General features: G+C 71.6%; 13 protein-coding genes and 1 riboswitch. Of the genes, 6 read left to right on the top strand and 7 right to left on the bottom strand.

Going from position 1 to position 13,532, the window contains the following annotated elements; genetic code table 11:
• Window positions 1-9: 9 nt before the first annotated feature.
• Window positions 10-519, bottom strand: a complete 510-nt coding sequence (locus tag NI17_RS02620; protein WP_119267665.1) for a YbaK/EbsC family protein — start codon at window positions 517-519, stop codon at window positions 10-12.
• 113 nt (window positions 520-632) lie between these two features.
• Here NI17_RS02620 and NI17_RS02615 point away from each other — a divergent pair, with 113 nt between their 5' ends.
• Entirely contained in the window at window positions 633-1,550 is a 918-nt protein-coding gene (locus tag NI17_RS02615) for an SDR family oxidoreductase (RefSeq protein ID WP_119267664.1), read from the top strand.
• 692 nt (window positions 1,551-2,242) lie between these two features.
• On the opposite strand, the gene thiE is transcribed toward NI17_RS02615, so the two are convergent.
• Window positions 2,243-2,899, bottom strand: a complete 657-nt coding sequence (gene thiE, locus NI17_RS02610; RefSeq protein WP_068689722.1) for a thiamine phosphate synthase — start codon at window positions 2,897-2,899, stop codon at window positions 2,243-2,245.
• Window positions 2,900-2,964: 65 nt separating this feature from the next.
• A complete protein-coding gene (locus NI17_RS02605) occupies window positions 2,965-3,324 on the bottom strand; it encodes an Rv2175c family DNA-binding protein (RefSeq protein ID WP_068689724.1) in 360 nt (119 codons plus the stop codon).
• Window positions 3,325-3,444: 120 nt separating this feature from the next.
• Window positions 3,445-3,555: riboswitch (TPP riboswitch) on the top strand.
• Between NI17_RS02605 and thiO the strand changes: the two genes are divergently transcribed.
• The 4 genes from thiO (at window position 3,549) to pknB (ending at window position 7,770) form a co-directional block, all read left to right on the top strand.
• Window positions 3,549-4,724, top strand: coding sequence for a glycine oxidase ThiO (thiO, locus tag NI17_RS02600; protein ID WP_068689726.1), 1,176 nt, complete (start codon window positions 3,549-3,551; stop codon window positions 4,722-4,724). Its footprint overlaps the riboswitch before it by 7 nt.
• Window positions 4,721-4,921, top strand: coding sequence for a sulfur carrier protein ThiS (gene thiS / locus NI17_RS02595; protein ID WP_068689728.1), 201 nt, complete (start codon window positions 4,721-4,723; stop codon window positions 4,919-4,921). The genes thiO and thiS overlap by 4 nt, the downstream gene beginning before the upstream one ends.
• A gap of 1 nt (window position 4,922) precedes the next feature.
• Window positions 4,923-5,723 carry a thiazole synthase gene (locus NI17_RS02590; RefSeq protein WP_068689730.1) on the top strand — a complete coding sequence of 267 codons (801 nt, stop codon included), beginning with the start codon at window positions 4,923-4,925 and terminating at the stop codon, window positions 5,721-5,723.
• A 130-nt stretch (window positions 5,724-5,853) separates the two neighbouring features.
• On the top strand, window positions 5,854-7,770 hold the full coding sequence (pknB, locus tag NI17_RS02585) for a Stk1 family PASTA domain-containing Ser/Thr kinase (protein ID WP_234401783.1): 1,917 nt from the start codon (window positions 5,854-5,856) through the stop codon (window positions 7,768-7,770).
• A gap of 23 nt (window positions 7,771-7,793) precedes the next feature.
• On the opposite strand, the gene NI17_RS02580 is transcribed toward pknB, so the two are convergent.
• Window positions 7,794-8,396, bottom strand: a complete 603-nt coding sequence (locus tag NI17_RS02580; protein ID WP_068689735.1) for a molybdopterin-dependent oxidoreductase — start codon at window positions 8,394-8,396, stop codon at window positions 7,794-7,796.
• 288 nt (window positions 8,397-8,684) lie between these two features.
• On the opposite strand from NI17_RS02580, the gene aroF reads away from it, so the two are divergent.
• Window positions 8,685-9,731, top strand: coding sequence for a 3-deoxy-7-phosphoheptulonate synthase (gene aroF / locus NI17_RS02575; RefSeq protein WP_068689737.1), 1,047 nt, complete (start codon window positions 8,685-8,687; stop codon window positions 9,729-9,731).
• A 53-nt stretch (window positions 9,732-9,784) separates the two neighbouring features.
• Here the strand turns inward: aroF and thiI are convergent, their stop codons facing one another.
• The 3 genes from thiI to NI17_RS02560 form a co-directional block, all read right to left on the bottom strand.
• Entirely contained in the window at window positions 9,785-11,050 is a 1,266-nt protein-coding gene (gene thiI, locus NI17_RS02570) for a tRNA uracil 4-sulfurtransferase ThiI (RefSeq protein WP_068689739.1), read from the bottom strand.
• A 211-nt stretch (window positions 11,051-11,261) separates the two neighbouring features.
• Complete coding sequence (locus NI17_RS02565; RefSeq protein WP_068689741.1) at window positions 11,262-12,287, bottom strand: 6-phosphofructokinase; 1,026 nt, start codon at window positions 12,285-12,287, stop codon at window positions 11,262-11,264.
• Between the two features lie 286 nt (window positions 12,288-12,573).
• The gene (locus tag NI17_RS02560) at window positions 12,574-13,383 is read right to left on the bottom strand and encodes a lysophospholipid acyltransferase family protein (RefSeq protein WP_068689743.1); all 810 of its coding nucleotides are present in this window, start codon (window positions 13,381-13,383) and stop codon (window positions 12,574-12,576) included.
• Window positions 13,384-13,532: the final 149 nt, after the last annotated feature.

The raw sequence follows: 13,532 nt of genomic DNA, 5'->3' as shown, positions 1-13,532 counted from the left end.
CCGCCCGCCTCAGAGGCGGTCCTGTCCGACATCGGCGGCTGTGCCGCCGGTCAGGCGGCACAGCTCCGCGAACGAGGTGGGAAACACCGTGTGCGGATGGCCCGCGGCCGCCCAGACCACGTCGTGGCGGTCCAGCCACTCGTCGACGAGTGTGGGGATCGGCGCGGGATGTCCCAGGGGGGCCACTCCTCCGATGGGTTGGCCGGTGTGGGCGCGCACGAACTCCGGGGTGGCCCGGACGACCTCCACCGCCCCGAGGAGGACGGCGACCTTCTTGGTGTCCACCCGATGGGCACCGCTGGTGAGGACGAGGACCGGGCGGAGGTCGGCGTCCGGGGCCTCGGGCGGGCCGTCGTGGCGCACGGCGAAGACGAGGCTGTTGGCGATCGCGCCGACCTCGCAGCCCAGTTGCGCCGCGGCGGCCGCGGCGGTGCGGGCGGAGTCGGGCAGTTCCCGGACCGTTCCGGAGGTTCCGTGGGCGGCGAGCAGGTCGGCGACCCTGCGAGCGTTGGGGTGCATGCGGCGATCCTAGACCTCCGCGCCCTCGGAGGCAGCCCCCGTGGTGACCGCCCGACGGACACCGGCGCGCCGGTAGGTGCGCACGACGGGCCGTTTGCCGAAGATAAGGAGACATGGGTGAGGATCTGACAGCGGAACGCATCATCGCGACGACCGGAGCCACCGGGGCGCTCGGCGGCAGAGTGGCCGCCCGACTGGCACGGTTGGGCCTGCCGCAGCGGCTGGTCGTCCGCGACCTCAACCGCGCGCCCGAACTGCCGAAGTCCAGCGCGGTGATGGCCGCCTACGAGGATCTTCCCGCCCTCGGGCGCGCCGTCCGCGGCGCGGACGTGCTGTTCCTGGTCGCCGCCGCCGACGCGCGCGACCGGGGGGAACTGCACCGCCGCGTGGTGGAGACGGCCGTCTCGGAGGGCGTACGCCACATCGTCTACCTGTCGTTCCTCAACGCGGCCGCGGACGCGGCGTGCGCGCTCGGCCGCGACCACCACGCCGTCGAGGCGCTCATCCGCGCCACCGGGGTGGCGCACACCTTCCTGAGGCCCAGCCTGTACCTGGACCTGCTGCCCGGTTGGATCGGTGAGGACGGCACGATCCGCGGCCCGGCCGGGGAGGGGCGGGTGGCCTGGGTGTCGCGCGACGACGTCGCCGACGTGGCCGCCGCCGTGCTGCGCGCCCCGCGGGCGCACGTGAACCGGGTCTACGACGTCACCGGACCGGAGGCCGTGTCGCTGGGGCGCACCGCCACCCGGCTGTCGACGCTGACCGGCCGGACCATCGTCTACGTCCCGCAGACCACCGAGGAGGCGGTCGGCTTCCTCCGCTCCCGGGGCGCCTCCGAGCAGGAGGTCGAGACGCGCGTCGGCGCGTGCGCGGCCATCGCCGCCGGGGAGCTGGACGCGGTCAGTACGACCGTCGCGCGACTGACCGGCCACCCGGCCCGCTCCATCGAGGGCTACCTGCGCAAGAATCCCAGCGCGCTGTCGCACGCGCCGCTGTTCGGCGGCTCCGGCAAAGCGGTGGCGGCTCCGTGACCGGACGGCTCCCCTGGCGCCAGGAGGAACCGGAGCGGACGGTCTCACGGAGCCGGAACACGAGTATGCTCCCGACGGCATCGGCCGTCAGATCACGGAACTGCAGCGTGACCTCGAATCCGGACATGAGGTCACCCTGCCCCCCAACGGGGGGCCTCCTGGCCGGGTGATCCCTCTGCGCCGCGAAAAGCCGCCGCGTACTCCAGGGGGTTGGGAGGGTAGGGCCGTCATTCATGGCGACTTCGACGAACTCGATGCGAGGACCCTGGCGGGCTTCAACGGGGAGCTGCCGTAGTGAAGCTCCTGCTGGACACACATTCTGCTCCGGTGGCTCTCCCGCAGCGAACCGCTGCCACCCGGTCTCGTAGAGCGATCGAGAACTCGCCGGAGGTGTTCGTGGGCTCCGTCAGCGCGGGGAGACCGGTGTCAAAAGATCGGTCGGCACACTCGAGGCACCGGACGGTCTCGCCCACCGGATCGGGCACCACCGCTTCAAAGAGCTCCCCGTCACCGTCGGGCACGGACCGCGCGCCGGAGCGCTCCCCCGCCACCACAGCGATCCCTTCGACCGGATGCTCGCCGCCCGGGCCCGGCACGAGGGGCTGATCCTGGCCGCCCAGGCCCCGGCGATCCACAAGTACGGCGTGCCCGCCCGCTGAGCGGTCGGACCGCTCAGCGGGCGTTTCGGCTCCTCAGCGCGTCCCGGCCTGCGTCAGGCGGCGTTTGAACTCGGCGGCCGCCGCGCGCGGGTCCTCGGCCTCGGTGATGGCGCGCACCACCACGACCCGGCGCGCTCCGGTGGCCAGCACCTGGTCGAGGTTGTCCAGGTCGATACCGCCGATGGCGAACCAGGGACGGGTCGGACCGGACGCGGTGACCTTCGCCACCTCGCCGAGACCGGCCGCGGGGCGTCCCGGCTTGGTGGGGGTGGCCCACGCCGGACCGACGCAGAAGTAGTCGACGCCCTCCTCGCGGTCGGCCGCCGCGGCCAGTTCCGCGGTGTTGGTGGAGCGGCCGATCAGCGGGCGGTCGCCGAGGATCGCGCGGGCGTGGTGCACCGGAAGGTCGCGCTGGCCCAGGTGCAGCACGTCGGCGTGGACCGCGTGGGCGATGTCGGCGCGGTCGTTGACCGCCACCAGCGCCCCGTGGCGCTCGCACGCCTCGCGCACGGTCTCCAACGCGGTGATCTCCTTGCGCACGTCCAGGTTCCTGTCGCGCAGTTGCACGATGTCCACGCCCCCGGCCAGCACCTCCTCGAGGAACTCGGCGAGGTCGCCCCGCTCGGTGCGGGCGTCGGTGCACAGGTACAGCCGGGCTGCGGCGAGCCGTTCCCGCAGGGTCTGGTCCACGTCTTCCCTCCGTCGCTCCTGGCGCCGGGACCACCGTGCCGCGGAGGGTTCCCGGCGCCGACCATCTACAGCAGCAGCGCCTGGGCGCGGCGGCGCACCTCGGTGCCGCGGTTGGACCGGATGGCCTCGATGGGGGTGCCCGGGAGGCTGTCGTCAGCGGTGAACATCCAGCGCAGCGCCTCCTCCTCGGTGAGGCCGCTGTCGGCCAGGAGGGTGAGCGTCCCCTGCAGGCCCTTGGGGGTGGTGCCGTCGACGACGAACGCGGCGGGCACCGAGACCTCCCCCGCCCGGGTGGCGCCCAGCAGCTTGTGTTCGCGGATCATCTGCTTGACGCGGTTGGGGCTGACGTTGAGCGCCGCGGCCGCCTGCCTGAGCGTGAGCCACTCACCCACGAGAGCATCGGTGTCACGATCGATCTGGGTCACGGCTCCAATCTCCCACACCCCGCGCCCGGACGCCTCCCCTCACCGCCCGTGATCGCTTTGGGCGTACTCATCGGGTCTTTTCCCCGCCTGTGCGTGGGCGACCTAGAATGCGGACGGAAGCGAAATCCCCGCGGGAGCCGGGTGGAACCCGGCTGAGAGGGAGGCTGCCAGCCTCCGACCGCAGAACCTGATCCGGGTCATACCGGCGAAGGGAGTGGAGCGTTGTGGACACGCGCTCATCCCCGGACGTACTGGTCGTCGGGGGCGGGCTGATCGGTCTGGTCACCGCCTGGCGGGCGTCCCGCCTGGGCATGCGGGTGACCGTGGTCTGCGCCGAGGAGCCGGGCGCCGCGTCGGGGGTGGCCGCGGGCATGCTGACCCCCGCGACCGAGGCGGTCTTCGGCGAGGAGTCGCTGATGCGCTTCGGGCTGTGCTCCCGGGACCGCTACCCCGGCTTCGTCGCCGAGCTCGCCGAGGACACCGACGTCGACCCGGGCTACCGCACCGAAGGCACCCTCCAGGTGGCCTTCGACCCCGACGACCTGGCCACGCTCACCGAACTGGGCGAGGTGCGCGACCGGCTCGGCGTCAGGACCGAGCGTCTCACCTCGCGTGAGTGCCGCCGTCTCGAACCGATGCTGGCCCCCTCGGTGCGCGGCGGCATCCTGGCGCCTGACGACCACTCGGTGGACCCGCGCCGCCTGGCCGCGGCGCTGCGCTCGGCCGCCGCGGCGCGCGGCGCGGTGTTCGTGACCGACCGGGTCACGCGGGTGGTGGTCGACGGCGGCACCGTGCGCGGCGTGGCCCTGGGCGGCGGCGCCACCGTCGACGCGGGCCAGGTGGTGCTCGCCGCGGGCGTGTGGACCTCCCGGATCGCCGGACTGCCCGCCGGTGTGGTGCCCCCGCTACGGCCGGTCAAGGGGCAACTGCTGCGGCTGCGCACCCCGGCCGGGGCGGAGCCGGTCGTGGCCCGCACGGTGCGCGGCCTGGTCAGGGGCTCTCCCGTCTACCTGGTGCCGCGCGCCGACGGTGAGATCGTCCTGGGCGCCACCCAGGAGGAGATGGGCTTCGACACCCGGCTGACCGTCGGCGGGGTCTGGGAGATCCTGCGCGACGCCCGCGAACTGGTTCCCGGGGTCACCGAACTGGAGATCGCCGAGACCTGCGTGGGGCTGCGCCCCGGCCCGCCCGACAACGAGCCGCTGCTGGGGCCCACCCGGGTGCGGGGACTTCACCTGGCCGTCGGGCACTTCCGGCACGGGGTGCTGTTCACCCCGGCCACCGGGGACGCCATGGCCGAGGCCCTGGCCACGGGGCGGCTGCCCGGGTACGCCGACCATCTCGCGGCGGATCGCATCCCGTCCGCCACCTCACCATCGGAAGGGGTCGAACGACCGTGAACGCGATCATCAACGGCGAGGAGCGCCGACTCGATCCGGACACCACCGTGGCCGACGTGGTGCGCTCACTGACCAGCGCGGAGTCCGGGGTGGCGGTCGCGCTCAACGACGACGTGGTGCCCAGGACCGCCTGGGCGCAGACCGTGGTGTCCCCCGGCGACCGGGTCGACGTGCTCACCGCGGTCCAGGGAGGCTGACATGACCGACACCGTGGCCGAGACACCCCGCTCCGGCGTCGCCGAGGATCCCCTGGTGATCGCCGGGCAGAAGTTCGGTTCCCGGCTCATCATGGGCACCGGTGGCGCGCCGTCGCTGCGGGTGCTGGCCGACGCGCTGCGCGCCTCCGGCACCGAGCTGACCACCGTGGCGATGCGCCGGGTCGACCCGAGCGCCCAGGGATCGGTCTGGGACGTGCTGCGGGAGAACGGCATCCGGCCGCTGCCCAACACGGCGGGCTGCTTCACCGCGGTCGACGCCCTGCGTACCGCCCGGCTGGGCCGCGAGGCGCTGCGGACCGACTGGGTCAAGCTGGAGGTGGTCGCCGACGAGCGCACCCTGCTACCCGACCCGGTGGAGCTGCTGGACGCCGCCGAGCGGCTGGTGGACGACGGATTCACCGTGCTCGCCTACACCAACGACGATCCCGTGCTGGCCCGCCGGCTGGAGCAGGCGGGCTGCGCCGCGGTGATGCCGCTGGGCGCGCCGATCGGTTCGGGGATGGGCATCCGCAACCCGCACAACATCGAACTGATCGTGGAGGAGGCGGGAGTGCCCGTCATCCTGGACGCGGGGATAGGCACCGCCAGTGACGCGGCGCTGGCGATGGAACTGGGCTGCGACGCGGTGCTGCTGGCCACCGCGGTCACCCGGGCGCACGACCCGGTGCTGATGGCGCACGCCATGCGCGAGGCGGTGTCCGCCGGGCGGCGGGCGCGGCTGGCCGGACGCATCCCGGTCCGGCGCTACGCGCACGCCTCCTCGCCGGCGCGCGAGGACTGAACCGATCTCCGGGGAGCGGGTGTTCACCCTCCCGTTCCCCGGTGTTCGCCGTCGTGGACCGCCCCGCGACGAAGAAACCGTCTTGACACCGTCGGATTCCGTAATCCCCCGTAAACTGCCCCTCGTGGACATGACGGCTGCGGACGCGCTTGTTGGAACGACCCTCGCCGGTCGGTACCGGGTCGATTCGAGGATCGCCAATGGTGGCATGGCGACCGTTTTCCTCGCTCACGACCTGCGACTGGACCGTCGCGTGGCGTTGAAGGTGATGCATTCGAACCTGGCGCGGGACCCGCAGTTCGTCCAGCGGTTCATCAACGAGGCGCTGGCGGTCGCCAAGCTCTCCCACCCCAACGTGGTGCAGGTCTACGACCAGGGCAGCGACCGGGGGCACGTGTACCTGGCGATGGAGTACGTGCCGGGGCAGACCCTGCGCGAGTCGCTCAGGGCCCGCACCCGGTTCTCCCCCGTCGAGGCGCTGCGGATCATGGTCCCGGTGCTGGCCGGGCTGGGCGCCGCCCACCAGGCGGGCATGGTGCACCGCGACATGAAGCCCGAGAACGTCCTGATCACCCGGGACGGCCGGATCAAGGTGGCCGACTTCGGCCTGGCCCGGGCCGTGGAGGCCAGCCAGCAGGGTCTGACCAAGACCGGCACGCTCATGGGCACCGCCGCCTACCTGGCGCCCGAGCAGATCACACACAGCACCGCCGACGCCCGCAGTGACGTCTACGCGTGCGGGATCATGCTGTACGAACTACTCACCGGCCAACAGCCGCACACCGGCGACTCCCCGATCTCGGTGGCCTACCAGCATGTCAACGAGGACGTGCCGCGTCCGTCCCGGGTGGTGCCGGGCGTTCCTCCCGAGGTCGACTCGCTGGTGATGCGCGCCACCGAACGCGACCCCGCCTACCGACTGGCCGACGCCGGCCAGTTCCTCGCCGCGGTGTTCGCGGCGGAGAAGGCCCTGAAGCAGCGGCCGTCCACGCCGGAGACGGCCGCCACCTCCGTGGTGGAGGCGGTGCCCGCCGATCCGGCCCCGGTCGAGACGTCGGACGGCGACACCCAGACGCTGCACGCCGTCGACCTCCCGCCCGTGGACTACGACGACTACGACGACGACCGTCCTCCCGGGCCCGGTCTGCGCACCCCGCTGATGGTGGTCGGAGCGCTGCTGCTGGTGCTGGCCGTCGGGTTCGGCTGGTGGATGGTCGACGGCCGCTACGAGACCGTTCCCGACCTGGTCGGCCAGGAGAGCGACGAGGCCCGCCGGGACCTGCGCGCCCTGGGTTTCCGGGTCGAGACCGCCGAGGAGCCGACGTACAGCGACGACGCCCCCGTGGGCACCGTGGCCGGTACCGATCCGGCGGCCGGGGACAAACTGCTGCCGGGCACGCTCGTCACCCTCATCCTGTCGGACGGGCCGCAGCACGTGGAGATGCCCGACGTCGAGGGCTCCTCGGTGGCCGAGGCCCGCGACGCCCTGGAGGACGTGGGGCTGACCGACGTCGTGGAGGACGAGATCACCTCCTACGACAACCCTCCGGGGACGGTGATCACCTCCAGGCCCGCACCGGGGGAGCAGGCCGACCGCGAGGAGAGCGTGACGCTGACCATCAGCGCGGGCTTCCCCGTGCCCGACGTGGTGGGCCAGAACGTGGACGACGCCAAGAGGCTGCTGGAGGCCAGCGACCTGGAGGTCGAGGTCGTCGAGGAGAACAACGACGAGGTCCCCGAGGGCCAGGTCGTCTCGCAGTCCCCCGAGGCGGAGACCACGGTGGGAGCGGGGCAGACCGTGACCCTCACCGTCTCCTCCGGACCCGAGATGGTCGAGATCCCCGACATCCGCGGTTGGAAGGTCGACAAGGCGCGCAAGGAACTCGAGGAACTGGGGTTCACCGTCACGGTGCACCAGGTGATCGGCGACCGCGTCGACGACTACAACCCCAAGGGGGAGGCGCGGGAGGGCGCCGAGATCGAGATCTGGACCTCCCCGTTCGGCCGGGGTGACGACGACGACCGGGCCTGGTTCCCGTTCGGCTGAGCGGGCGTCCGGGCGGCGCCCGCTCAGTCCAGGGGCGGTCCCTCCCCGGGCTCCTCCTGGTAGGAGTAGCGCTGCTCGGCCCACGGGTCGGCGACGTTGTGGTAGCCGCGCTCCTCCCAGAACCCGCGCCGGTCGACGGTCAGGTACTCGATGGCGCGCACCCACTTCACGCTCTTCCAGCCGTACAGGTGCGGAACCACCAGACGCACCGGGTGTCCGTGCTTGGGGGACAGTCGCTCCCCGTCGCGGTGGGTGGCCAGCAGCACGTCGGGGCGGAGGAAGTCGTCCATGCGCAGGTTCGCGCTGTAGCCGTACTCGGCCCAGACCATGACGTGGGTCGCGTCCTCGGCCGGCGGGGCGAGCTCCACCAGGGTGGCGGCGGCCACCCCCCGCCACCGGACGTCCGTGATCGTGAACCTGGTCACGCAGTGAAAGTCCGCGACCACGTCGACGCGCGGCAACTCCTCGAACTCGGTCCAGTCCCACCGGTACTGCCCCGCCCCCGCCGTGGCACCGTAGACCCGCAGGTCCCAGCGCTGCGGGCGGAACCGCGGCACCGGGCCATAGTGCACGGCGGGCCATCCGCTCGGCACATACTGCCCTGGTGGCAGCCGTCGCTCAGACAATCGCTCTCTCTCCTGCTCATCGGTGCATTGTCATCCTTTCAGGTTCTCGTTCCCCCTCCCATGCCCCCCACGGCTTCACCATCGTCCTCCCCGTGCGCTATAGTCGCTCCCATGCAGCGGAACTTCTGGCGCTTTTATGGCTACCGGCCCACGGGATCGGTCGCCCGACAAGCGCTGCGCTGACACGGACGACTTCGAAGCCCCGGGCCGACAGGCCCGGGGCTTTTTTGTCTGCCCGGACCTCCCGCTGCGTCCCACTTTCCACACCGCGTGTAAGGACAGCGTTCAATGGTCATCGTCATGGCACCCGACGCCACTTCCGACAACATCGACTCAATCGTGGACCTCGTCGCCTCCGCGGGCGGTGCGGCCTATGTGACCCGGGGTGTGAGCCGGACCATCATCGGGCTTGTCGGCGATGTCCAGCGGTTCGGGAGCCTCGACCTGAGCGCCCTTCCGGGCGTCGCCGACGTACTGCGGATCTCCACCCCCTACAAGCTGGTCAGCAGGGAGAACACCACGAAGCGGTCGGTGGTGCGCGTGGCGGGCGTGCCGATCGGCGGCGACCACATGACGGTGATCGCCGGACCGTGCGCGGTGGAGACCCCCGAGCAGACCCTGGAGGCGGCGCTGATGGCCCGGCGCGCGGGCGCCTCCCTGCTGCGCGGTGGCGCCTACAAGCCGCGCACCTCCCCCTACGCCTTCCAGGGGCTGGGCGAGGCGGGCCTGAAGATCCTGGCGGACGTGCGCGACGAGACGGGCCTGCCGATCGTGACCGAGGTGGTGGACGCGGGCGACGTGGAACTGGTCGCCTCCTACGCGGACATGCTGCAGATCGGCACCCGCAACATGCAGAACTTCGCGCTGCTGCAGGCCGCGGGCGAGGCGGGCAGGCCCGTCCTGCTCAAGCGCGGCATGAGCGCCACCATCGAGGAGTGGCTGATGGCCGCCGAGTACATCGCCCAGCGCGGCAACCTGGACATCGTGCTGTGCGAACGCGGCATCCGCACCTTCGAGAAGGCCACGCGCAACACCCTGGACATCAGCGCGGTGCCGGTGGCGCAGGCGCTGTCGCACCTGCCGGTGGTCGTGGACCCGTCGCACTCGGGCGGCAAGCGCGACCTGGTGCTGCCGCTGTCGCGCGCGGCGGTCGCGGTGGGCGCCGACGGCATCATCGTGGACGTGCATCCGAGTCCGGAGACGGCGCTGTGCGACGGGCCGCAGGCGCTGACCGGCTCCGACCTGGACGAACTGGCGCACCTGGCGGCGACCCTGCCCACGCTGGTGGGCCGCACCCTGACCCCGGCCCCGCAGCCCGCCGTACTCGGCGTCTGAGCGACCGCCGCGCCCGTTCCCGGAGCCACGGCCCCGGGAACGGGCGCGGGAGGTCAGACGGCGGCGCTCTCCTCCCCCAGGAAGCTGGGGCGGTGCATCTGGACGTTGGTCGCCAGGTGTTCGGCGACCTCCTCGACGTCCAACCGCTTCTCGATCTGGCGCAGATCGGCGATCTTGGCCGCGGTCTCCACCTGGCGGGGGGTGAGCATGGTGCAGCAGTCCTCGTCGGGCAGCTCGGAGATGGCGAGCGTGCCGATCGTGCGGGCCTGGTCCATGATCTCGCTCTTGTCCATGCCGATCAGCGGACGCAGGATCGGCAGGTCCACGGCGTCGTCCAGGGCGGTGATGTTGGTCAGGGTCTGGCTGGAGACCTGGCCGAGCGCGTCGCCGGTGACCAGCGCCGTGGCGTGCAGCCGGTCGGCGAGGGCCTCGGCGGTCTTGAGCATGAGGCGGCGCTGGGCGACGATCTGCAGCCGCTCCGCCCCGGAGTTGCGGATCTGCTGCTGGGCCTTGCCGAACGGCACCACGTACAGCCGGGAGCCGCCCTGGAAGCGGTCGAGCTGGCGGACCAGGCTGTAGGCCTTGTAGATGGACTCCGGGCCGGTGAACGGCATACCGGAGAAGTGCAGGAAGTCGACCTTGAGACCGCGGCGCATCATCCGGTAGGCCGCGACCGGGGAGTCGATACCGCCGGACATCAGCACGAGGGCGCGTCCGCTCATCCCCACGGGGAGGCCGCCCTGGCCGGGCATGCCCTCGGTGAAGACGAACACCTCGTCCTTGTCGACCTCGATCTGCACCGCGTGGTCGGGCCGCTTGAGGTTGACGGTCAGGTGCGGGTGGGCCTGCTTGACGGCGCCGCCCACGTGCGCGGCCAGTTCGGAGGAGGTCATCGGAAAGCGCTTGTCGCGGCGGCGGGCCCGCACCGCGAAGGAACCGGAGCGGTCGGCCATGGAGCGCACCGCGACGTCGGTGACGGTGTCGAGGTCCTTGGCGACCCGGCGCACCAGGTGGACCCACACGACACCCATCACGTTGCGCATGCGCTCGGCGAGCTGGGCCACGTCGAGGTCGGAGGCGTCGGGCATGCGCAGCATGATGACGCCCTTGCGCTGGGAGATCCTGAAGTCGGGCAGGCCCTTGGCGGCGGCGCGGATGTTGTTCTGCAGACGGCGCTCGAACAGGTGCCGGTTGCTGCCCTTGAGCACGATCTCGCCGAGCTTCATGAGCACGCACAGCTCGCCCAGCTCCTGCGCGGATGTCCCGACCGCGCCGTCCGCGCGCGCTTCGACGGTCGCGGAGTCGAGCGAGGCGGACATGACGGTACCTCCGGTGATGTGAGCTTGACGGAATGCGGTCCGCGGGAAGAACCGCCGTTTACCAGTATCGGCCACCGACGCAACCGGTTTGTCCGCGCGTCGGCGGCCGGGCCACGGCGCGGGCTCCGCGGACGCGCCACCGGCCCGCGGACGGACGACGGCTCCCGGCGCGCCGTGCGCCGGGAGCCGGACGGTTCAGCGGGACGGTCCGCTAGCCGAAGAAGACCTCGGCCTCCTCGTAGCGCTCCACCGGGACGGTCTTGAGGACCTCGGTGGCCGCGGCCAGGTCCACGCGGACGATGTCGGTGCCCTGCAGGGCGACCATCTTGCCGAAGTCCTTGTCGTTGACCGCGGTGATGGCCTGCACGCCCAGGCGGGTGGCCAGCACGCGGTCGAAGGCCGACGGGGTGCCGCCGCGCTGCACGTGGCCCAGGACCACCGAGCGGGCCTCCTTGCCAGTGCGGGACTCGATCTCCTCGGCCAGCCGCTGGCCGATGCCGCCCAGACGCACGTGGCCGAACGCGTCGCGCTCGCCGCTGGCCAGCTCCATCTGGCCTTCCTTCGGGTGGGCGCCCTCGGCGACCACGATGATCGGCGCGTAGTTGGTCTTGAAGCGGCTCTCGACGTGGGCGACGACCTCGTCGATGTCGAACGGGCGCTCGGGGATCAGGATGACGTTGGCGCCCGCGGCCATGCCCGAGTGCAGGGCGATCCAGCCCGCGTGGCGGCCCATGACCTCGACGATCAGGGCGCGGTGGTGCGACTCGGCGGTGGTGTGCAGCCGGTCGATCGCCTCGGTGGCGATGTTGACCGCGGTGTCGAAGCCGAAGGTGTAGTCGGTGGCGTTCAGGTCGTTGTCGATGGTCTTGGGCACACCCACGACCTTGACGTCGTGCTCGTGGAGCTGCCGCGCCACGCCGAGGGTGTCCTCGCCGCCGATCGCGACGAGCGCGTCGACGCCGAGTCCGGCGAGGTTGTCCTTGACCCGCTCGACACCGCCCTCGATCTTCATCAGGTTGGTGCGCGAGGAGCCCAGGATGGTGCCGCCTCGGGGCAGGATCCCGCGGACCGCGTCGATGTCCAGCGGCATGGTGTCGCCCTCGAGGGGACCGCGCCAGCCGTCGCGGAAGCCGACGAACTCGTATCCGTAGTCCTTGATGCCCTTGCGGACCACCGCACGGATGACCGCGTTCAGGCCCGGGCAGTCGCCGCCCCCGGTCAGAACCCCGACTCGCATTTGCGTGTACTCCTTGAAATCGTCTGGGACCCCGTGGGTCACGGGTGTCACGAAAACGGCCGCTCCCGGCCGGGGCGTCGCCCCACCGGTGCGGAACGCACACAGCAGGACCGCGTTCTCACGCCGCGACCATCATATGGTCTAGACCATAGCGCCCGTGAGGGTTGAGACCAACTCGTGCGCTTTTTCGCTTTCCGTGTTCGCTCTCCCGCGATGCTCTACCCGGAAACGGTTTCACAAACGAGCAGGTCGGCAGGGTCAGGAGCACGCCGCGGCGGGCGGCGGGTCACGACCGCGACTTCTTCTCCCGTTTGCGCTCCGCCCTGCGCCGGGCCCGCTGGAGCCGCTTCGTCTCGCGTTCGGCGCGGCGCTGCTCCTTCCTGGACCGCTGCCCCTCCTGCCTCTCCTTCCGGGCGGCGGCCTCGAGTTCGGCCTTGACCGACTGGGCGTAGCGGTCCACGTACTCCTGGCCGGACAGCTCCATCAGCGCGTACATGATCTCGTCGGTGATGGCGCGCAGCACCCGCGGATCCTTCTCCAGCCCGTAGTAGCGGGAGAAGTCCATGGGTTTGCCGAACTTCACGATGGGGCGGATGCCCAGCTTGGGGACGGCCTTGCCGGGCGGCATGATCTTGTCGGCGTTGATCATCGCCATCGGGATCACCGGGACCCTGGCCTCCAGCGCCATACGGGCCACGCCCGTGCGCCCCCGGTAGAGCCTGCCGTCGGGGGAGCGGGTTCCCTCGGGGTAGATGCCCAGCAGCTTGCCCTGCTCGAGCACCCGCAGGCCGGTGCGCAGCGCGGCCTCGCTGGCCTTGCCGCCGGAGCGGTCGATGGGGATCTGCCCCGCCCCGGTGAAGAACAGGCGGCTGAGGAAGCCCTTGACGCCCTTGCCGGTGAAGTACTCGGCCTTCGCCAGGAAGGTGATCTTGCGCGGCAGGGGCAGCGGACCGAAGAAGTGGTCCGAGAACGACAGGTGGTTGCCCACCATGATGGCGGGACCGTGGCGGGGAACGTTCTCCACCCCGTAGGCGCGCGGCTGCCACAGCACCGCGAGCACCGGTCCGAGAGTCGCCTTGAGCACCCAGTAGAACACGGTCCACCTCTACGTGTGCGGGAGTGTCCGCCCGGCGCGGCCACGTTCGTTCTCCCACTGCCACCGACAATCGTGGTCATCTTCCCATCCTCGGTGGGGCACCGCCAAAGCAGCCGCCGCGCCACGCGGCGGCCGAGGGGTACCGGGTG

Source organism: Thermobifida halotolerans (assembly GCF_003574835.2).
Taxonomy (GTDB): Bacteria; Actinomycetota; Actinomycetes; order Streptosporangiales; family Streptosporangiaceae; genus Thermobifida; species Thermobifida halotolerans.
This window is presented reverse-complemented; position numbering and strand designations above follow the sequence as displayed.

Excerpts from the sequence above, each read along its gene's own strand:
- NI17_RS02620 (WP_119267665.1), bottom strand. The coding sequence starts at position 519 with ATGCACCCCAACGCTCGCAGGGTCGCCGACCTGCTCGCCGCCCACGGA.
- NI17_RS02615 (WP_119267664.1), top strand. The coding sequence starts at position 633 with ATGGGTGAGGATCTGACAGCGGAACGCATCATCGCGACGACCGGAGCC.
- NI17_RS02590 (WP_068689730.1), top strand. The coding sequence starts at position 4,923 with ATGACCGACACCGTGGCCGAGACACCCCGCTCCGGCGTCGCCGAGGAT.
- pknB (WP_234401783.1), top strand. The coding sequence starts at position 5,854 with ATGACGGCTGCGGACGCGCTTGTTGGAACGACCCTCGCCGGTCGGTAC.
- aroF (WP_068689737.1), top strand. The coding sequence starts at position 8,685 with ATGGTCATCGTCATGGCACCCGACGCCACTTCCGACAACATCGACTCA.
- thiI (WP_068689739.1), bottom strand. The coding sequence starts at position 11,050 with ATGTCCGCCTCGCTCGACTCCGCGACCGTCGAAGCGCGCGCGGACGGC.
- NI17_RS02565 (WP_068689741.1), bottom strand. The coding sequence starts at position 12,287 with ATGCGAGTCGGGGTTCTGACCGGGGGCGGCGACTGCCCGGGCCTGAAC.